Origin of the sequence: Bacillus sp. SIMBA_005 (genome assembly GCF_046535585.1) — a bacterium.
Taxonomy (GTDB): Bacteria; Bacillota; Bacilli; order Bacillales; family Bacillaceae; genus Bacillus; species Bacillus pumilus.
In genome coordinates this window covers 277,244-297,400 of record NZ_JAWRWI010000004.1, presented here as the reverse complement: position 1 = coordinate 297,400, position 20,157 = coordinate 277,244, and the positions used below count along the sequence as shown (strand labels likewise).

The following is a 20,157-nucleotide window of genomic DNA, read 5'->3' as shown; positions in this document are numbered from 1 at the left end:
GCGATGGAGATAGATCATCTTTGGACCACTGATAATGGTTCTGTCTGAAAAAAAGGCATAATAGTTGCATCTAAAAGGGACGCCATGTAAGATGGACTTTTACAAATATGGGACAGAAGGAATGAGGGCCTGAAAAAGTCCTCATTCTTGTATATTTCAGTCGTCACTCACGTGCAGAAAATATGTATGATGAGGATTAATAGAAGGAGTGAATGATTCATGGCACAAGAGAAAGTATTTCCAATGACAGAAGAAGGAAAACTTAAGTTAGAAGAAGAGCTTGAATATTTGAAAACGGTTAAACGTAAAGAGGTTGTAGAGCGTATTAAAATTGCGAGAAGCTTTGGAGACCTCTCTGAGAACTCGGAATATGATTCTGCTAAAGAAGAGCAAGCGTTTGTAGAAGGGCGTATCACTACGCTTGATAATATGATTCGCAATGCCAAAATTATCGAAGATGAAGGAAACTCAAATATTGTCTCACTTGGTAAAACAGTCACTTTTGTTGAATTACCAGACGGAGAAGAAGAGTCTTACACCATCGTTGGAAGTGCAGAAGCTGATCCGTTCGAAGGAAAGATTTCAAACGATTCACCAATTGCAAAAAGCCTGTTAGGCAAACAAGTAGACGACAAAGTAACCGTTCAAACACCTGGCGGAGAAATGTTCGTCCAAATTGTAAAAATTTCATAATAACGTTTATACGATAAACACCTCGTCCACAATAGGGACGAGGTGTTTTTATGCGCAAAAAACGTAGAATTCAATGGACAGGTGCTATTATTTTTATGCTGCTGCTCGGTCTTCTCATGAGACTGGCAGAAATTCAATTGTTTTTCACAGAATCCTTTTCAAAGCTTGATATCAATTTAATACAAGAAAGTGTCAAACAGCGTACAGAAGAAGTGGTCATTTCAGATGGCCGCGGTGAATTTTTAGATCGAAACGGCGAGGCGCTTCTCACAAAAGAACAGCCTGCGGTGATCTTATTTCCTTTCCTGCAATATGATCTTCCTCATTTAAAACAAACCGCCTCTATTCTTGAGATGGAAGAAGATGCACTCAAAAAACAGCTGACAGAAACCAAAAAACCTCTGATTCTCAAAGATGACATCACGAAAAAAAAGCTGAAAGACATCAATGATATGAAATATTCAGGTGTGTACGGCGTATATATGAAAGAGAAGGACAAAAAAAGACTTGTCCTCCACACATTGGGCTTCACGAGTGAGAATCCAGAATTGCTCAGAGAGCGTTATCCTGATAAAAAAGAGCTTTCCATCCGTACAGAAATCGGTACTTTTGGGCTGGAAAGCACCTTTGACGAATTTCTATTACCTGAGCAAGACACAAAATTGTTATATCATGTGGACGGAAGAGGAAACCCTTTGTTTGGGATGGACGTCAAATATACAGCAGAGGCTCATTCGTTTTATCCTCTTCAAGTTCAAACAACAATTGATGAAAACATGCAAGCTGAAATGGAGAAGGTTTTGAAAGACAAAGGCGTCGAAAAGGGCGGTGCTGTTCTGCTCGACATTGAAAGCAGCAGTGTGCTGGCGATGGCAAGTACGCCAAACGTCACAAGCAAAAACCGGCATGAAGCAAGAAATTACATGCTGACTGCCATGGCACCAGGCTCTGTTTTTAAAACCGCTGTCCTTGCCGCAGCAATTGAAAAAAACCTCGACCAGCCACAAACGATGTATGACTGTCGAAAGAATTTATATGGAGAGCCAGAAGGAACGCAGGAAGTGCTCAATCTGTCTGAGAGCTTTTCGCAGAGCTGTAATTATACCTTTGCAACACTTGCTGGCAAGCTGATCCAAACAGATGATCAAATCATCGAAAAGACGGCTGCAAAGCTTGGACTCATTGATCGAGCTGGCTGGGAAGGGGATGTTTATCATAAGCAGCATTTCAAACAGTTTGATCGTGAAGAAACCGGCAATGTGTGGGGGGATAAAAGAGACAAGCATGTCAAAAAAGCCATTGCTCAAACCGCAATAGGGCAAAAAAATGTCAAAACGACTCCTTTGCAAATGGCCAATATGATGGCGTCGATTGCAAGAGGCGGAGAACGAAAAGAAGTGAAAATCGCTGAAAAAGTGCTGTATCAAAACGGAACAACGATGCTAACCTTTCAAAACAAACGACCAGAAGGAGGCAGTATTGACCGCTATACAGCTCAAAAGCTGCAAAAGTACTTAAGGCAGGTGGTGACGTCTGACAAAGGAACAGGAAGAAGGTTTCAAGACCTTCCATTCGATGTGGCAGGGAAATCAGGCACTGCCCAAACCGGCAGTAAAGATCAAAAGGGGAATCCGCTTTATCATAAATGGTTTGCTGGATACTTTCCGGTGGAAAAACCAAAATACGCACTAGTCGTTGTTCACCTTGACGAGGCAAGTGGCCAGGCTAAGACAAATGATGCGTTTTATGATATTGTAAAAAAGGTCAACGAAATTGAAAAGAAACAGACATAGAACATCCCTTCATGTCATGTTAGAATAGTAACGACTTAGGGAACAGAGGCAAAGGAGTGCAGAGATTTTGAGTAGAAATTCTCGATTTGAACATCGTGATAAGCGCAGAAAGGCGAATATGGTGCTTAACATATTAATTGGTATCGTTGTGGTGCTTATTTTGGTGGTCGCAACGAGTTTGTTAATTTTTAATAAACCGAAAGACACAGATGTAGCGGATGCACCTTCTAAAACGGCGCCTGCAACAAGTGAAAATAAACAAAAATCAGATGAAGATGTGAAAGATCAAAAGAAAGACACATCCGATGATTCAGATGCAAAAAAAGATGACTCATCTGATCAAGACAACGATACGAAGAAGTCAGATGATGAAAAAGAGCCTCATAAAGATGCGTTAAAAGACGCCAAAGAAACAGATGGCGGCTCAACGAGTGACGTAGACAAAACTTACGAAAGCGATGACTGGGAGCCTGTTGGAACAGAGCAATCCGGTTCACATACAGCAACTTATGATTCTAACTCAAAAGACTGGAAAGAAATGATGAAAGCCATGTCCTATGCAACGGGAATTTCAGAAGATCAAATGACAGTTCTTTGGTTAGGAAATAACGGAGGTCCTCAAGACGCAAAGGGAACCATCCGTGATAAATCAACAGGCGAACGCTACCGCGTGGAAATCACATGGGTAGATGAAAAAGGCTGGAAACCTGTAAAGGTTGAGAAATTAAAATAAACATGAAAAAAAGATAGCAGTCATGCTATCTTTTTTTAGATATTCGCCTTAAAATGAACAACCGCTGTATACAAAATCCGGTCATCGATCACAGTCGTTTGATGACTGACAGAATGAACGGTCAGCAGAATTGCCTGATTATGTTCAATTTGTTTTTGGATCTTTTGTTCAAGTTCTTTTAAAGACGATGCTTCAAAGAATTCAATTTTATCCTTTAGAAAATCCAACTGAAAATCCATTTGATCCACCTCACCATACTCTTCATTCATCTTAATCTCTCTCCTCTAAAAGAGCAAATATTTTTCGACCCCTACCAGTATTTTTTAGTAGGAAAGAAACTGAAGATGTGGTAGGATAGGAACTGTTCGACGGATTAAAGCATACTATACGCATAGGAATAAATAGATAAAGTGGAGGGAAAGAAAATGGGACGTGAGTTTCTTTCTTTATTTGATCATTGGGCTGACTCTTATGATGACACGGTAAGTGGTCATGATGAGCAGTATGAAGAAGTGTTTCGCCGGTATCCGGTTATTTTAAAAGAAATAGTTCGCCGTGCAGGTCAAGATGTTCTTGAGTTTGGAAGCGGCACGGGGAATCTAACAGCGGCACTGCTCGCAGCTGATAAGAACGTATTTGGCGTTGAGCCATCAGACGCTATGAAGAAAGCGGCTCTTCAAAAGGGAATACCCGATGTGTTTCATGATGGGGATTTTTTATCATTTCCAGCGCCGCCATTTGAGCCGGATACAATTGTCAGTTCATATGCTTTCCACCATTTAACGGACGAAGAAAAAAAACAAGCCATTCACACCTATAGCAACATCCTTCACTCAGATGGTAAAATAGTCTTTGCTGATACAATGTTTCAAAATCAAGCAGCACATCAAGCTGAAATCGACAAAGCGAAAGCGGCAGGATTCGATCAGCTTGCTGAGGATTTAGAAACGGAATATTATCCATCCATCGATGTGCTAAAGCAAATCTTTGAAGAAGAAGGTTTTAGTACGTCCTTTCATCAAATGAATGATTTTGTTTGGATCGTAGAAGCGAAGAAAAGGGAATGAAAGGATGTTTTTGATTTGAAAATCGCAGTCATAGGTGCAATGGAAGAAGAAGTGACGATATTAAGAGATCAACTAAAGAATGCTACACAAGAAAACATCGCTGGGTGTGAATTCACAACAGGTGTTTATGAAGATAAAGAAGTGATTTTATTAAAATCAGGGATTGGAAAAGTGAATGCAGCGGTCAGCACAACACTTCTGCTTGACCGCTTTCAGCCGGATTATGTGATCAATACAGGATCAGCTGGCGGTTTCCATCACACATTAAATGTAGGGGATATTGTCATCTCTACTGATGTAAGGCATCATGATGTGGATGTCACGATCTTTGATTACGAATACGGACAAGTACCAGGGTTGCCAGCTGCTTTTACTGCAGACGAAAAGCTTGTGAAACTGGCTGAGGAGTCGGCTTTAGAGATCGATCATATTCAAGTGGCAAAAGGAACGATTGCAACCGGAGATTCATTTATGAATGATCCGGATCGTGTAGCGTTTGTGAGAGAGAAGTTTCCAGAGTTATATGCGGTGGAAATGGAAGCTGCAGCTGTTGCACAAGTTTGCCAGCTCTTTGGAACGCCATTTGTTGTTGTTCGAGCGCTATCTGATATTGCAGGGAAAGAATCCAATGTTTCCTTTGATCGATTTCTTGAGCAAGCAGCGATTCACTCAACCGACCTTGTCTTGCGTATGATAAAGCAAACTCAATAAAAGAAGGGGATTCCCCCTTCTTTTCCATACAAAGGAAGGGAATTATATGGCTGTCATAAAGGATATTACAGAATTAATTGGCCGCACACCGCTTTTAAAACTGTCAGGGGTTGGCATCCCGGAAGGTGTAGAGGTATATGCAAAGCTTGAAATGATGAATCCGGGTGGAAGTATTAAAGACCGTTTAGGTGATATGCTCATAAGAGAAGCATTGGCATCTGGTAAATTGCGCCCTGGCGGAACCATCATTGAAGCAACTGCTGGAAACACAGGCATTGGGCTTGCCCTTAGTGCAAGAAAGCATCAATTGCGTACCATTTTTTGCGTACCAGAACATTTTAGTCAAGAAAAACAACAGCTCATGAAGGCGCTCGGTGCAGAGATCATTCATACACCAAGAAAAGAGGGCATGAAGGGTGCGATTGATCGAGCCCTTGAACTAGAGGCAAGCCTTGGCAATGCCTATTGCGTTTTACAATTTAAAAACCAAGTAAATCCATTGACTTACTATAAAACGCTTGGTCCAGAGTTATGGTCCGACTTGCAAGGAAACATCGATATATTCGTTTCAGGAGCGGGTTCTGGCGGAACTTTTCAAGGGTGTGCTGCCTATTTAAAAGAGCAGCATCCGGCGTTAAAAACAGTTGTTGTCGAACCTGAAGGATCGATTTTAAATGGAGGAGATCCGGGTCCGCATAGAACGGAAGGAATCGGTCTTGAATTTATCCCAGATTATATGGAATCTGCTTTATTCGATGAGATATATACCGTCAGTGATGATGATGCTTTCCAAATGGTGAAAGAAGCTGCTGAAAAAGAAGGCGTTCTCATCGGGAGTTCTTCGGGTGCAGCGTTATTTGCCGCTTTAGAAGAAGCGAAGAAGGCAGCACCTGGGACAGTCATCGTCACCATTTTTCCTGACAGCAGTGAACGGTATTTAAGTAAAGGTATTTATGAGGGAGGAAAATAAGATGAAACCAAAAACAATGATGATACACAGCGGAACAACTGGTGATGAAAAAACAGGCGCTGTGTCTGTACCTATATACCAAGTGAGCACCTATAAGCAGCCGAAAGCAGGCGAGCATACAGGATATGAATATTCAAGAACAGCGAATCCAACAAGAACGGCACTAGAAACCGTCATTCGTGACCTTGAAGGAGGAGCAAACGGCTACGCATTTGGTTCAGGAATGGCTGCCATTACGGCAGTGATGATGCTGTTTAACAGCGGAGATCATATTATCCTGACAGATGACGTATACGGCGGAACGTACCGCGTCATCACAAAGGTACTCAATCGTATTGGTATTCAAGCGACCTTTGTTGACACAAGTGATCCTGAAGCAGTGAAAAAGGCGATTTTACCTGAAACAAAAGCGGTTTACATTGAATCACCAACCAATCCTTTACTCAAAATGACTGATCTCAAAGCGATCGGCCAATTGACAAAAGAAGCCAACATCTTAATGATTGTTGATAATACATTTTTCACACCTTATTTCCAAAGGCCGATTGAATATGGGGCGGACATTGTCCTGCATAGTGCCACTAAATATTTAGGCGGCCACAGCGATGTCGTAGGCGGGCTTGTTGTAACAGCGACAGAAGAGCTTGGAGAAGAACTGCATTTTGTTCAAAATTCTACAGGTGGAATTCTTGGACCGCAGGATTCATGGCTTCTCATGAGAGGAATCAAAACGCTGGGACTAAGAATGGAAGCACATCAGCAAAATGCACAGAAAATCGCTGAGTTTTTAGAACAACATCCAGCAGTGACACGTGTTTATTACCCAGGTCTTGATGCTCATCCTGGACATGAACTTGCAAAAACGCAAGCATCAGGCTACGGCGGCATGATCTCTTTTGATATTGGAAAAGAAGAACATGTCGATGTCTTTTTAGGTCAGCTTAAGCTGTTTACGATCGCAGAAAGCCTTGGAGCGGTTGAAAGCTTAATCTCTGTTCCTGCTCGAATGACTCATGCGTCCATTCCAAAAGACCGCCGCGAGGAGCTTGGCATCACTGATGGGTTAATTCGTATATCCGCCGGGATTGAAGATGTGGATGATTTACTGAATGATATGAAGCAGGGACTAAATGCACTAGTGAATGGATAGATTTACATGCCACTACCTTTCTTTTACTATGTTAAGCTATCAATAGACATGTTAAACAGGAAGGTGATTCAAGTGAAGAAAAAGTGGAGTGGTTTAGTGACAGATTACAAGCAGTACGCTTTTATTTTGCTTGCTGTCAGCACCTTTTTATATATTGGTACGATCATACCAAACCAACACATCGAAGCATCTCCAAAAATGCTGATGATGGGAATTGATTGTGTTTTCTTATTAGCAGCTTTTCTTTGTGTGAGACGCGCGATCTTTTTTCAAAAGAAACTGCAAGAACTAGATGAAGATTAATTCGAAAAGTCTCCTCATATACGTGAGGAGGCTTTTTTTGATTGTATTGGACAATCGGACAAGAATCACTGTAGAAATTTAGTCAAACACACAAAATTCATCTATTTTACTAAAAACAGGTTTACAAAATGGTGCTTGCTGGATATACTAACAAAGTAATTAAAAACGTAAAGGAGGCTGAAGAATATGTTATTCGTATCTACTTGTGATCAATTCAACAACAATTTCATCATGTCATCAGCCTGTGGAAGAGCTCGTGTCCTTCCTTTACCTTATACGGTGCACACGCTTCAAAACTGTTAAAGTAAACGAGGATTTTACGTATCATCCATTGCAGGTTGGAAGACACTGTCTTTTGATCTGCATTTTTGTGCCCGCAGGTCAACTGACAAAGAAGATCTGTGGGCTATTTCGCGTGCTGCGAACTGAAGGGAGGTGAGCGTATATGACAATCCATTTATTTTTTATCACATTAACGATCCGACGAAAATACAAAGACATTGAAACGGTTCTTTATGAACAACAAGTCGAAACATTTTATGAAGAAATGAAGCAGAAACAACTAAAGTATATGAACTAAAACACGAAAAGAAAAATTTGAAAAGGAGGAGATTGACATGTTTATGATGCTTGCAATGCTTGATTGTTATACGATGGAGAAGGACCAGGTTTAGACACGCTCCACATTGATCATCTGCACATATGATATCCGTAAAAGGAGATTGTGAGGTGATCAACGAATGTCGATGTCACCATATATGAGGTTTCCGTCAGTGGGGCACGGATATACATCCATTCCGCATTCCTTAAAGCATGGATACGGTAATCCGTACCGAATGCAAAGAGAGCAAGAGGAAATGCTCAGACAATATATGTATCAGTACCGAGCTTATTGGTATTAAAGAAAAGGAGCAGGAAACGTTATCGTTTCCTGCTCCTTTTACATTAGCAAATCCAGCTTGCACCGATGATGATCAACAAAATGAACAGTACAACAAGCAATGCGAATCCGCCTGCAAAGCCGCCACCGTAACCACCGCAGCCTCCAGCATAACCTCCACCAAAGCCCATAATCTAGCACCACCTTTATCTAATCAAGATACATTCATAAAATATGCAGCTCATGCAGAAAACGAAATCAATCTAAGCACAATTAATGAAAACGCCTATGCAGATGAAAATTTTTTTAAGTTCTGCGAAACATTTTCTGAAAAGGTGCCGTCTAATCAATAACAAATAATTAGGACTAGGTCTTAAACTTTGTTAGGCGTGAGCCGATATGAAAAGTAAGAAAATTCGTAAATAGTTTTATTTACTGGTGCAAAGCAGGTGTTAACATTGATTCAAAGCTGGATTGGAAAACAAATGAGGGAACCAAAAGGCTTGTTCTCAAAATGGGTTGCCCGCTATATGGAAAAAAATCATCATAATATCAATGAATGGACGATTCAACTCTTAAATATACAAGAAAATGACCGGATTTTAGAAATTGGTACTGGAAGAGGCATGACATTATCGAAGGTAGCAGAGAAACTTGATCGCGGTAAAGTATATGGAGTGGATGCCTCTCGTCATATGATCAAATATGCAAAAAGAAAACATAAGAAGCTTGTGGAACAGGATAAAGCCGTCTTGACTCTTGGTAAAGCCGAGCATTTACCGTTTGAAGATAGATCTTTCAATAAATTATTTACGGTGCAGACCATTTATTACTTGAAGGATATTGAGCAAGTCATGAAGGAAGTGTACCGTGTTCTTCAAGTGGATGGAGAAGTATTCTTATCTTTCCAACAGCAGGAACTGATGAAGGAACAAAAGCGGTCACATTCTTTTTCATCGTATAGTGAACAAGAGATTAGCCGACTATTTTCAGCGTATCACTTTAGAGAAGTTTCGGTTTATCACTATGATACATACATCTGTATCAAAGCGTTAAAATGATGAAAATATTTCCCAGGTAATGAACAAGCATTCAAAAAGAGGCTCTTCGTGAGAGGAGCTTCTTTGCGTGTAATTGAATCATGTTTGAACGAATAAAAAAAGTCTCTTCACCGAAGAGACTTTTGTATATGATGTAGGCGCCAGCCAGGTGTGTAAGGAATGATAGTATATATAAGGAATTTGTTTGTCGATTAAGGATACCTGTCTGGCTTATTCCTTATATCGACACCGTTCTTCAAAAGTTTAGCTTTTTTTTCAATATTTTCTTTTTTTATTTGACTGGAAAATACATTTTTCTCTCCGTGATAGACATTTTTCGCTTTTTTTAATCAATTGTGCCATTTGAAGCAGGGAATTGCTTCAGAAGTAGAGAAAATTGTAGAGACTTCATTTTTAAACAAAAAGGGAGGAATGAAAAAATGTCGGGAAACAAAGGTGTCGTTTATAAAGGAGCAGGAAATGTAGCAGTTGAGGATATTGGATACCCTGATTTGATTTTAAGAGATGGCCCGGGTGTACCGAAAGCCAATGTGGGGCGCAAATGTGAGCATGGCGTCATTTTAAAAGTAGTGACGACGAATATTTGCGGAAGTGACCAGCACATGGTGAGAGGTCGTACGACTGCGCCTGCAGGACTCGTCCTTGGTCATGAAATTACAGGTGAAGTCGTTGAGGTAGGACGAGATGTGGAGTTTATTCAAAAAGGAGACCTTGTGTCCGTTCCCTTTAATATTGCTTGTGGACGATGCGTCATGTGTAAGGAACAAAAAACCCATGTGTGCTTAAATGTAAACCCGGACCGTCCCGGCTCTGCCTATGGGTATGTTGATATGGGCGGATGGGTTGGCGGCCAATCCGAGTACGTCATGGTACCATATGCAGATTTTCAGCTGCTGAAATTTCCAGACAAAGATCAAGCGATGGAAAAAATACTTGATCTGACGATGCTTTCCGATATTTTCCCGACAGGTTTTCACGGTGCGTATTCGGCTGGAGTAAAGCCTGGTTCAACTGTATATATTGCCGGTGCAGGGCCAGTAGGTCTTGCCGCAGCGCATTCCGCTCAGCTCCTTGGCGCTTCTACGGTCATTGTCGGTGATTTGAATGAACAAAGGCTGGAGCAGGCCAGAAGCTTTGGCTGCGAGACGATCAATTTACGAAAACATGATCGAATCGGTGAACAAATCACCAATATCTTAGGAGAGCCAGAAGTAGACTGTGCCGTCGATTGTGTCGGCTTTGAAGCTTCAGGTCATGGAGATCAAGGAGAAGCACCTGCAACCGTTTTAAATACAATTATGGATATTACCAAAGTTGGTGGTAAACTTGGAATCCCAGGGCTTTACGTCACAGAAGACCCAGGTGCAGTGGATGCTGATGCAAAAGTTGGATCACTGAAAGTGCGAATTGGACTCGGCTGGGCAAAAGCCCATACCTTTGTGACAGGCCAAACCCCTGTTATGCAATATCACCGCAGCCTAATGAAATCCATTTTAAGCGGACGAGCACAAATCGCCAAAGCAGTGAATGCAACCGTCATTAACCTTGATCAAGCCCCTCAAGGATACAGTGACTTTGATTCAGGTGTAGCGAAGAAATTTGTCATTGACCCGCATGGGATGATTTCTAAATAATGATTCAATGTAAATAATCGAAAAAACTTACGGGAGAGTATATCCTGTAAGTTTTTTTGTGTAAATAGTCTTTTAAGATTCAGAGGTTTCCATTCTAAATATAAGAAACAAAACATACACAGCCACTGATTAGCTTTGTTTAGTTATTTAGAATGATCAAATCTCTTCAGTAAGTGTTATAACAGCCTTCTTTTATTTAATCTAGAGTTAATCCCTGCTAGCCGTTCATGAGTATATAATCCTCTGTTAAATCAATAAATGCCTTTAAAGCAGGGGACATCCATTTGTTTTTATGCCAAAACAGTTGAATTTTCGTTGAGAAACAAGGTTCCATCCAATTGATTTTGATGATATTGCCTTCTGAAACTTCTCTTTTCACAGAAATTTCAGGAAGTACAGCGATTCCTAAGCCTGCCATTACACATTTTTTTATGGCTTCTACATCTGCTAATTCTAGTTTACTTCGCGGTTTTGCTCCCGCCTGTGTTAATGAATGTTCAAAGGCGTAGCGATAATCACAGTCTTCCGTTAACAACAATCTTTGCTCGTTCAAATCAATTGGATATACTTTTTGTTTTTTGCTCAAAGGATTTGTTGGGCAGCATACAATGGCCATCGGTTCATCTTTTAATTCTTTTACAAGTAAATGCGAGGATACTACAGGATTCATGGATAATAAGGCGACATCAATTTGTCCTTCTAGTAATAGATTTAAAACATCTTTTTCCGCTATTCCTGGGCGAAAGATCAGTTCGACTTTTGGATACTTTGTTTGAAAGTCCGTTAAAATGTGAGGAAGCCGGTAGGTGCATTGTGTTTCAGATGCACATATTCTCAAAATGCCGCTTGGCTCATTCATCCCGCCAACAGCCTCTAATGCTTCCCCTGTTAAACCTAAAATTTTATCCGTATATTGTTGAAATTGTTTGCCAGCTTCTGTTAAGATCACCCTTTTTCCAAGCCTTTCAAATAGAGGGGTTCCTAGCTCTTCTTCCAATGCCACAATATTTGCTGTGATGCTAGATTGAGCATAACCAAGCATTTGTGCAGTTTTTGTAAAGTTTAATACTTTTGATGCTGTTTGGAACATCATTAGTTGTTTGATCTCCAACTTCAAGCCTCCCTAAATCGGATGCACCGATTGATATCATCAGAAAACCTCTATAGATTGATCATAACATTTTTACTATCATAAAAGTAAGCGCTTGCAAGTTGTGTTATTTCAAATATTCAGATTCACAAAGGGGAGATGGCTTTGTTTGAAGTAATTGTCAATTCAGTGAATGACTTTTTATGGACATATATTTTAGTGGTTATGTTATTAGGGATAGGAATCTACTTTACGGTGAGAATGAAATTCATGCAAATTGTTTTACTAAAAGAGGTCTTTCGTTCTATTTTTGAAAAATCTCCCAAAATAAAAGAGAATAGGCATGAAATTTCCTCTATGCAAGCTTTTTTTATTGGAGCTGCTACAAGAATTGGTACTGGAAATATGGCAGGCGTTGCGATTGCTATCACTGTTGGTGGTCCTGGAGCTATTTTCTGGATGTGGTTTGCAGCTGTTTTAGGAGGAGCCTCTGCATTTGTCGAAAGTACACTGGCTCAAATTTATAAGGTGAGAACAAGTGACGGTTTTAAAGGAGGTCCTGGTTACTATATTCAAAAGCAATTCGGATTGAAATGGCCAAGCAGGATTTTTGCTTTTTCTATCATTCTTAGTTTCGGCTTAATTTTTAATGCAGTACAAACGAATACAATTACAAATGCCTTTCAGTATTCATTTGGTATTAGTCCGATTGGCATGGGTCTATTTGTCACCATTTTAACGGCTTTCATCATTTTTGGTGGAGTCAAGCGAATTGCTAACGTCACTCAAATCGTTGTTCCAGTGATGTCAGTGTTTTATATTATCTTAGCATTCTATGTGATTGTCACAAATATCACTGATGTACCCGCAGCATTAGCAAGTATTATGAAGAGTGCATTTGGATTAGAGCAAATCGTTGGGGGCGGGATTGGTGCTGCGATAATGAACGGTGTCAAACGTGGGCTTTTTTCAAATGAAGCAGGAATGGGAAGTGCCCCAAACGCCGCTGCTGCCGCCAATGTTTCGCATCCAGTAAAACAAGGATTTGTTCAATTATTAGGTGTATTTTTTGACACATTAGTTGTTTGCAGCTGTACAGCCTTTATTATTATGCTATCGACAGTAGAAACAACGGGTGAATTATCTGGTATCGAAATTACCCAAGCTGCGATGGCACAGCATTTTGGATCTTGGGCGAGTATCTTCTTAGCATTTGCTATATTTACTTTTGCTTTTAGTTCTATTGTAGGTGGCTACTATTATGGTGAAGCCAATATCGGTTTTATTCATAACAGTGCAACAGCGTTATTGGTGTACCGAATCATGGTATTAATGATGATGATGTTTGGCGCTGTTGCCAACTTACAAATCGTTTGGACTTTGGCGGATTTGTCAATGGCCATCATGGCAATCGTCAATTTGATTGCAATAGCTATCCTAGGAAAATATGCTTTTGCCGCTTTGGATGATTACATGCAACAAAGGCTGTTAGGCAAAAATCCTGTCTTTTATGCATCTAGCATTCCAGGTTTAAAAGAAATAGAGTGGTGGGGAGCAGAAAAACAAACGGCTCACTCAACAAATTTACATGAAGGAGTAGAAAAATCATGATGAATTTTGAATATCATTGCCAAACAAACATAATGATGGGGATTGGTCAGTCAAAAGAAATTGGATCTATAGTAGAGGATCTTGTACTGCCGGGTGCCACAGTGATGATTGTGACAGATTCTGGTGTGAGAAATGCAGGGCTAGTTCAGCCTATTGAAGCGTATTTGCAGGAAGCCGGTTATTCTGTTTTTATATTTGATCAAGTATCTCCAAACCCTAGAGATAATGAATGTCTAGCTGGTGCAGAGCTCTTTAGAAAAGAACAAGCTTCAGCGGTCATTGCGATTGGTGGCGGAAGTCCAATGGATACGGCGAAAGCGATTGCTTTATTAGGGCCAAATGGCGGCATTCCTGAAGATTATATATTAGGGAAGAAGGCGTATGCTAATCTATCTCCATTAATTTGTATCCCAACAACGGCCGGTACTGGTTCTGAGGTGACCCGTTCATCTGTCATTACGTTAGCTGCTTCCCATAAAAAAATCACATTAAAACATGCCTTGCTTCGGCCAACCATTGCGATTTTAGATCCGGCTCTTACATTGACGGTGCCAAAAAGCATAACAGCCGCAACAGGTGTAGATGCATTGGTACATGCTATTGAAGGCTATTCATGTAAAGTAACAAATCCAATTTCGAAAGCAATGGGTGCAAGTGCAATGGAGACAATTGTGAAATACTTACCCAAGGCATACGAGAATGGATCTGATCTAGAAGCGAGATATAAAATGCAGGAAGGTAGTTTACTAGCTGGCTTATGCTTCGGTTCAGCCGATGTCGCAGCCGTTCATTGCTTAGCAGAAGCACTTGGCAGTCTTTATGATACACCTCATGGAATCGCAAACGCGGTATTTTTGCCTTATGTCATGCAATTCAATGCAGTTGAAAACAAGGTACTGCACGCAGAGCTTGCCAAAATAATGAGCTTTGCAGATAAAACAGATTCAGATGATGTGGCGATTCAAAAATTAATTGATGGCATGTATACTTTCACAAAAAATTTAGGTATTCCAGCACTAAAAGATCTATCTTATGTAAAAGAAAAGGATTTTGAAAAAATGGCTGAATTAGCAGAACAAAACGGCTCTACATCAAGCAATGTTCGGACTGTTACGAAAGCCGACTACTTGGACATTTTAAAGGCTGCTTTTGATCAATGAATTCCAAAGAAACACCCTCCTATGACACGATCACTTGGAGGGTGTTCTTTTATGTTTCATGTGGCTAGGTATCGCTTATATAAGAGTGGTATGATAGACGACAACATCTGATAGAGAAAGGATTGGATAAACGATGAACTTTCACAATAAAACGGTCGTCATCACAGGTGCAGCCAATGGAATTGGTGAAATGATCGCATGGGGCTATGCAAAAGAAGGAGCGCGAGTGGTGCTTGCAGATATAGATGAAGAGAAGGGGAAGCGCTTGGAGGAAGAGCTGAAAAAAGAATCGTTAGAAGCTTATTTTAAGAAAACAGATGTGACGCAAGATAAGGATATTCAACACTTAATGTCGTTTGCGGCGGAGCGCTGTAAAACGATTGATATTCTCATTAATAATGCTGGTGTCATGTGCACAGTATCGCCTTATGAATTAACGGTCGATGATTGGGATCGTGTGTTACAGACGAACCTAAGAGGAACTTTTTTATGTGCAAGAGAAGCAGCACGTTATATAAAAGAGAATCCAAAAGGCGGTTTTATTGTGAACATTTCATCCACCCGAGCGACCATGTCAGAGCCAAATACAGAAGCATATGCTGCATCAAAAGGCGGAATATCGGCGCTGACTCATGCCTTAGCGGCTTCTTTTAGTCTGGATCATATCACGGTGAATAGCATTTCACCTGGATGGATTGAAACGAAGGATGAGGAGAATCTTCGAGAGATCGACCACAAGCAGCATCTTTCCAATCGAGTGGGCACGCCAAAGGATATTGTGAAGGCTTGCTTTTATTTAACCGATGAGGAGAATCAATTTGTGACCGGCACAGATTTAGTCGTTGATGGCGGCATGACCAGAAAGATGATCTATGCTGATTAACTCGAAAAAAACATTGACGCTTTGATCAAGGCGCAGTACAATATGTAACAATTCAGCTGAAGATCGTGATGAAATAAAGACATGGCGCTCATAGAGAAGAGTACATCATGAGCCGTCCCGCACAGAGAACTCCGTGAAGCTGAGAAGGAGCCGGGCAGCATGATGGAACCAAACCTCTTAGCTCTGCACCGGATTCCTTCGGATGGTGGTGCAGCGACATTCTCCCGTTAGAGAGATGGGTTCATGATGACCTGCTAAGGTTCATCTGGCAACAGATGAATAAACTGAGGTGGCAACGCGGAGTAAATCCCGTCCTCAAGACAGAAATGTCTTGGGGGCGGGATTTTTTTATGACAAATAGGGGGGGAAGTGATGAAAAAACATTGGCGGGATATGAGTTTGCTGCTTGGAGCTATCGGAATTGCGAACATAGGAGAATGGATTTATATGATTGCTCTCCATCTGCTCATTTTTCAAGAAACGGGCTCTGTGCTGGCTGTAACGGCTGTCTATATGATGAGACCAGCTGCTTCTCTTTTGACAAACAGCTGGTCTGGCAGTTTGATTGACAGGCTGAATCAGCGGAAAGTGATGATCAGCTTAGATATCAGCCGGGCTATCTTGATCGCATGTATACCCTTTGCGTTATTTTCAGGACATCTGCTAACCCTGTATGTAATGGTGTTCCTCATTCAAATGGCACAAGCGATGTTTCATCCAGCTTCGATGGTCTATATGACAGCATTGATCCCAGCAGATAACCGAAAAAGGTTTAATGCCATTCGCTCATTATTACAATCGGGTGGATTTTTACTTGGACCCGCTGCAGCAGGTCTGCTTTTTTTAATAGGTACACCTGTTCTTTCCATTTATATAAATGCGATCTGCCTGTTGGTATCTTCTCTGTTCACGATGTGTTTACCGAATCTGCTCAAACAAGATGCTGTCCAAAAGGGTTTTACCTTTTCAATGTTAAAAGAGGATGCGAAGCTTGTTCTTCGGTTTAGTTTGACATCACGCCAAATGATGGCGGTGTATTTATTATTTAGTGCCGCTATCACGGTACTTCCTACTGCCATTGACTCTCTTGAAACAGCCTTTGCAAAAGAAGTGCTGCTGCTAACTGATACACAATATGGTCTTCTTGTTAGTATAGCTGGGGCAGGCATTATCGCAGGCGCAAGTCTCAATTCGGTCATTGTGGAGAAGCTGCCTGTTTCGATCATGCTCGGGATGGGCAGTTTGTTTGTGGCATGTGGCTATCTCATTTATGCTTTTTCCAGCACATTGTTTGCAGCCGCTGTTGGATTTTTTATACTAGCATTCTTTTTAGCATTTGCGAACACAGGTTTTATGACTTTCTATCAAACGAATATCCCGGTAGAGGTGATGGGGAGGGTAGCCAGTTTTTATGCTTTGGTGGAAGCCATTCTGACGATCATGATGACAGGTTTCGCTGGTGGACTTGCACATGTTTTATCAATCAGAACCTCCGTTGTCATCGGTAGTCTATGTATGCTTCTTGTCTGTTTATTGCTATGTTTTGTCATCTTTCGTCCATTGACTGGCAAAAAGATAGTGCATCCTACTTAGAAAATTAAAAAAATTATGTTATGATTATTTAAGTAAGTTAATGAAATTGATGAGAAAAGGAGTCTTACACATGAAAGCACTACGCTGGCACGATCAAAAGGACATTCGACTAGAGGAAATTGATGAACCAAAAGTTGCTCCAGGAAAAGTGAAACTTAAAGTAAAATGGTGCGGCATTTGTGGTAGTGATTTACATGAATATCTAGGAGGACCTATCTTCATTCCAGTGAATGAACCTCATCCACTGACAAAAGAAAAAGCCCCTATTACACTGGGACATGAATTTTCTGGTGAGGTTGTTGAAGTAGGAGAAGACGTCAGCAATTACAAAGTAGGCGACCGAGTGGTTGTTGAGCCTATTTTTGCAACTCACGGACATCAAGGTGCTTACAACTTAGATGAAAACATGGGCTTTTTAGGACTTGCCGGAGGCGGCGGTGGATTCTCTGAATATGTATCTGTCGATGAAGAATTACTTCATTTATTACCAGACGAAATTTCATATGAGCAAGGGGCACTTGTAGAGCCTTCAGCAGTTGCTTTATATGCGGTTCGTTCTAGTAAAGTACAAGCTGGTGATACAGCGGCAGTGTTTGGCTGCGGACCAATTGGCTTGCTTGTTATTGAAGCATTAAAAGCAGCTGGTGCTACTGATATTTACGCAGTAGAATTATCTAAAGAACGCCAAGAAAAAGCGAAAGAGCTTGGAGCGATCATTGTTGATCCTTCTCAATATGAAGATGTGGTTCAAGAAATTGCACGCCGTACAAACGGTGGCGTCGATGTTTCTTTTGAAGTGACAGGTGTACCTGTTGTATTGAAACAAGCAATCCAATCAACTAGAATTTCAGGTGAAACAGTCATTGTGAGTATTTGGGAAAAAGGCGCAGAAATTCTGCCAAATGACATTGTCATTAAAGAACGTACAGTCAAAGGAATTATCGGCTACAGAGACGTATTCCCATCTGTATTAAACTTAATGAGAAAAGGCTATTTCTCTGCTGATACGCTCGTCACAAAGAAAATCAAGTTGGACGATGTGATTGAAGAGGGTTTCCATGCATTAATCAATGAAAAAGATCAAGTGAAAATTCTAGTGAGTGCTGAATAAGTAGGATGATAAAGAGAATGGCAGAGGCCATTCTCTTTTTTTATGCACATGATTGCTCCTTTTCATAAAGAGGCCTGCAGTTGAATAGTGATAAATGAAAAGATGTTTTTGATAAGGGAGATGACATCATGTTTTATCACATCAAAGAACTGCAATATGAAGCAAAGCCCTCAAAGCCTGATCCAGTTTATGCAAAAAAATTGCAGGAGGTATTAGGCGGTCAATATGGTGAGATCAGTGTCATGATGCAATATTTATTTCAAGGCTTTAATTGTCGAGCAGATCAAAAATACAGAGATTTATTGTTTGACATAGGGACAGAGGAAATTGGTCATGTGGAAATGCTGGCGACGATGATCGCTCGTTTACTAGATAAAGCACCTGTTAAAGAACAAGAACAGGCGTATGAAAGTGATCCAGCACTTGCAGCTGTTATGGGCGGAATGAATCCTCAGCATGCAATTGTTGCCGGTTTAGGAGCCATGGCAGCGGATAGTCAAGGATATCCGTGGAATGCTAAGTATATCATTGCAAGCGGAAATTTAATGGCTGATTTTAGAGCCAATTTAAATGCAGAATCACAAGGGAGACTTCAGGTCACAAGGCTCTACGAAATGACCGATGATCGAGGCGTGAAGGATATGCTTTCTTTTCTTATTGCTCGAGATACATATCATCAAAATATGTGGATTGCGGCGATTCAAGAATTAGAAGAACGAGAAGGGGATGTCGTCGTACCAACCACCTTCCCGCGCTCACTAGAAAAACAGCAAGTATCCTATGATCTGTTTAACTTCTCAAGAGGGGAAGCAAGTAAGGAAGGCAGATGGGCACATGGCCGAAGCATGGATGGAAAAGGGGAGTTTAGATATATTTCTGCACCAGTCGTGTTTGGTTCTGCACCAAAACTAAAACCCGCACCAAAGGAACTGTTTAACACACCAAAAAAAGGCGAATAAAAAAAGTCGGTCAGGATTTGAGCCTGACCGGCTTTTTTAACGTCCGAGAGATCTTCCGTACACACTGACACGTTTCTCTAACAAGGCAAAAGCGAGTTCAAAGAAAATGCTCAGCAGCCAATAGATCATAGCAGAGACGAGATACGTTTCTAAAAACTGATAGCCGTCGTTCGCAATGATTCGGGAAATCCCCATGATTTCAAGTACTCCAATCGTAAACGAAAGAGAGGTGGCTTTTAATAGCTGAATGAGCTGATTGCCTAAGTTCGGCAGGGCTACCACAAATGCCTGCGGCAAAATAATGCGCATCATCGCTTGGCGTGTTGTCATCCCCACAATTTTTGCTGCTTCAAGCTGCCCTTTGTCTACCGCAAGAAGTGCACTCCGAACAACCTCTGTTAAATGGGCAGCTGAATGGAGGCTGAATGTCATAAGAGCAACAGCTAATGGGGAGACCATGTCTGGATGAAAGGTCAGCCCGAATGTACCGCTCACTTTGGTTAGAACAAAAGGAAGTCCATAAAAGAAAGCGAACAACTGAACAATAAGAGGCGTTCCTCTAAAAAAGGAGACATAGAGCGTCACAAGCTGTCTGAGTAAAGGAATGCGGAAGAGACGAATGAAAGCAAAAACAGATCCAATCATCAGACTTACAGCCATGGAAACGAGTGCAATCAATAAGGTAAAAGGAACGCCTTTTAAAATGTGAGGTACTTGGTCAATCGCAAATGGAATATCGATGGTTTGCATCAAAT

Annotated in this window: 22 protein-coding genes; 18 read left to right on the top strand and 4 right to left on the bottom strand. The window is 41.0% G+C overall.

Features of this window, described 5'->3' with window-relative positions; translation table 11 throughout:
• Window positions 1-219: 219 nt before the first annotated feature.
• The 3 genes from greA to SB660_RS08810 all read left to right on the top strand — a co-directional run bounded on the left by greA (window position 220) and on the right by SB660_RS08810 (window position 3,219).
• Window positions 220-693 (top strand): transcription elongation factor GreA, encoded by a 474-nt coding sequence (gene greA / locus SB660_RS08820; protein WP_012010706.1) that lies wholly within the window; start codon window positions 220-222, stop codon window positions 691-693.
• Between the two features lie 50 nt (window positions 694-743).
• Window positions 744-2,486: a peptidoglycan D,D-transpeptidase FtsI family protein gene (locus SB660_RS08815; protein WP_410582174.1), complete on the top strand. Its 1,743-nt coding sequence runs from the start codon at window positions 744-746 to the stop codon at window positions 2,484-2,486.
• Between the two features lie 67 nt (window positions 2,487-2,553).
• The gene (locus SB660_RS08810) at window positions 2,554-3,219 is read left to right on the top strand and encodes a YrrS family protein (RefSeq protein WP_410582172.1); all 666 of its coding nucleotides are present in this window, start codon (window positions 2,554-2,556) and stop codon (window positions 3,217-3,219) included.
• A gap of 35 nt (window positions 3,220-3,254) precedes the next feature.
• Here the strand turns inward: SB660_RS08810 and SB660_RS08805 are convergent, their stop codons facing one another.
• A complete protein-coding gene (locus SB660_RS08805) occupies window positions 3,255-3,458 on the bottom strand; it encodes a YrzA family protein (RefSeq protein WP_034620637.1) in 204 nt (67 codons plus the stop codon).
• 186 nt (window positions 3,459-3,644) lie between these two features.
• Here SB660_RS08805 and SB660_RS08800 point away from each other — a divergent pair, with 186 nt between their 5' ends.
• The 7 genes from SB660_RS08800 to SB660_RS08770 all read left to right on the top strand — a co-directional run bounded on the left by SB660_RS08800 (window position 3,645) and on the right by SB660_RS08770 (window position 8,322).
• Window positions 3,645-4,286: a class I SAM-dependent DNA methyltransferase gene (locus SB660_RS08800; RefSeq protein WP_180310457.1), complete on the top strand. Its 642-nt coding sequence runs from the start codon at window positions 3,645-3,647 to the stop codon at window positions 4,284-4,286.
• Window positions 4,287-4,301: 15 nt separating this feature from the next.
• Window positions 4,302-4,997 carry a 5'-methylthioadenosine/S-adenosylhomocysteine nucleosidase gene (gene mtnN, locus SB660_RS08795; RefSeq protein WP_180310458.1) on the top strand — a complete coding sequence of 232 codons (696 nt, stop codon included), beginning with the start codon at window positions 4,302-4,304 and terminating at the stop codon, window positions 4,995-4,997.
• Window positions 4,998-5,043: 46 nt separating this feature from the next.
• Complete coding sequence (locus SB660_RS08790) at window positions 5,044-5,967, top strand: PLP-dependent cysteine synthase family protein (protein WP_410582169.1); 924 nt, start codon at window positions 5,044-5,046, stop codon at window positions 5,965-5,967.
• 1 nt (window position 5,968) lies between these two features.
• On the top strand, window positions 5,969-7,117 hold the full coding sequence (locus SB660_RS08785; RefSeq protein WP_410582167.1) for a bifunctional cystathionine gamma-lyase/homocysteine desulfhydrase: 1,149 nt from the start codon (window positions 5,969-5,971) through the stop codon (window positions 7,115-7,117).
• A 72-nt stretch (window positions 7,118-7,189) separates the two neighbouring features.
• A complete protein-coding gene (locus tag SB660_RS08780; protein WP_041815772.1) occupies window positions 7,190-7,420 on the top strand; it encodes a YrhC family protein in 231 nt (76 codons plus the stop codon).
• A 445-nt stretch (window positions 7,421-7,865) separates the two neighbouring features.
• A complete protein-coding gene (locus SB660_RS08775) occupies window positions 7,866-8,000 on the top strand; it encodes a YrzI family small protein (RefSeq protein ID WP_012010698.1) in 135 nt (44 codons plus the stop codon).
• Between the two features lie 166 nt (window positions 8,001-8,166).
• Complete coding sequence (locus tag SB660_RS08770) at window positions 8,167-8,322, top strand: hypothetical protein (protein ID WP_223250656.1); 156 nt, start codon at window positions 8,167-8,169, stop codon at window positions 8,320-8,322.
• Window positions 8,323-8,365: 43 nt separating this feature from the next.
• On the opposite strand, the gene SB660_RS08765 is transcribed toward SB660_RS08770, so the two are convergent.
• The gene (locus tag SB660_RS08765; RefSeq protein ID WP_269793919.1) at window positions 8,366-8,422 is read right to left on the bottom strand and encodes a YjcZ family sporulation protein; all 57 of its coding nucleotides are present in this window, start codon (window positions 8,420-8,422) and stop codon (window positions 8,366-8,368) included.
• 336 nt (window positions 8,423-8,758) lie between these two features.
• Between SB660_RS08765 and SB660_RS08760 the strand changes: the two genes are divergently transcribed.
• Both SB660_RS08760 and fdhA read left to right on the top strand, forming a co-directional pair.
• On the top strand, window positions 8,759-9,361 hold the full coding sequence (locus SB660_RS08760) for a class I SAM-dependent methyltransferase (RefSeq protein WP_058014589.1): 603 nt from the start codon (window positions 8,759-8,761) through the stop codon (window positions 9,359-9,361).
• A 419-nt stretch (window positions 9,362-9,780) separates the two neighbouring features.
• Window positions 9,781-10,995 carry a formaldehyde dehydrogenase, glutathione-independent gene (gene fdhA / locus SB660_RS08755; RefSeq protein WP_058014590.1) on the top strand — a complete coding sequence of 405 codons (1,215 nt, stop codon included), beginning with the start codon at window positions 9,781-9,783 and terminating at the stop codon, window positions 10,993-10,995.
• Between the two features lie 217 nt (window positions 10,996-11,212).
• On the opposite strand, the gene SB660_RS08750 is transcribed toward fdhA, so the two are convergent.
• Window positions 11,213-12,106 (bottom strand): LysR family transcriptional regulator, encoded by an 894-nt coding sequence (locus SB660_RS08750; RefSeq protein ID WP_180310461.1) that lies wholly within the window; start codon window positions 12,104-12,106, stop codon window positions 11,213-11,215.
• Window positions 12,107-12,244: 138 nt separating this feature from the next.
• Between SB660_RS08750 and SB660_RS08745 the strand changes: the two genes are divergently transcribed.
• From SB660_RS08745 to SB660_RS08720, 6 genes are all read left to right on the top strand, one after another.
• Entirely contained in the window at window positions 12,245-13,696 is a 1,452-nt protein-coding gene (locus SB660_RS08745; protein WP_410582163.1) for an alanine/glycine:cation symporter family protein, read from the top strand.
• Entirely contained in the window at window positions 13,693-14,856 is a 1,164-nt protein-coding gene (locus tag SB660_RS08740; protein ID WP_410582161.1) for an iron-containing alcohol dehydrogenase, read from the top strand. The genes SB660_RS08745 and SB660_RS08740 overlap by 4 nt, the downstream gene beginning before the upstream one ends.
• 133 nt (window positions 14,857-14,989) lie before the next feature.
• Window positions 14,990-15,739 carry an SDR family oxidoreductase gene (locus SB660_RS08735; protein ID WP_410582160.1) on the top strand — a complete coding sequence of 250 codons (750 nt, stop codon included), beginning with the start codon at window positions 14,990-14,992 and terminating at the stop codon, window positions 15,737-15,739.
• A 372-nt stretch (window positions 15,740-16,111) separates the two neighbouring features.
• Window positions 16,112-17,332 carry an MFS transporter gene (locus tag SB660_RS08730; protein WP_410582158.1) on the top strand — a complete coding sequence of 407 codons (1,221 nt, stop codon included), beginning with the start codon at window positions 16,112-16,114 and terminating at the stop codon, window positions 17,330-17,332.
• A 70-nt stretch (window positions 17,333-17,402) separates the two neighbouring features.
• Entirely contained in the window at window positions 17,403-18,443 is a 1,041-nt protein-coding gene (locus tag SB660_RS08725) for a 2,3-butanediol dehydrogenase (protein ID WP_058014595.1), read from the top strand.
• A 128-nt stretch (window positions 18,444-18,571) separates the two neighbouring features.
• The gene (locus SB660_RS08720) at window positions 18,572-19,402 is read left to right on the top strand and encodes a manganese catalase (RefSeq protein ID WP_410582156.1); all 831 of its coding nucleotides are present in this window, start codon (window positions 18,572-18,574) and stop codon (window positions 19,400-19,402) included.
• Between the two features lie 36 nt (window positions 19,403-19,438).
• On the opposite strand, the gene SB660_RS08715 is transcribed toward SB660_RS08720, so the two are convergent.
• Entirely contained in the window at window positions 19,439-20,152 is a 714-nt protein-coding gene (locus SB660_RS08715; protein WP_180310466.1) for an amino acid ABC transporter permease, read from the bottom strand.
• Between the last annotated feature and the right edge of the window lie 5 nt (window positions 20,153-20,157).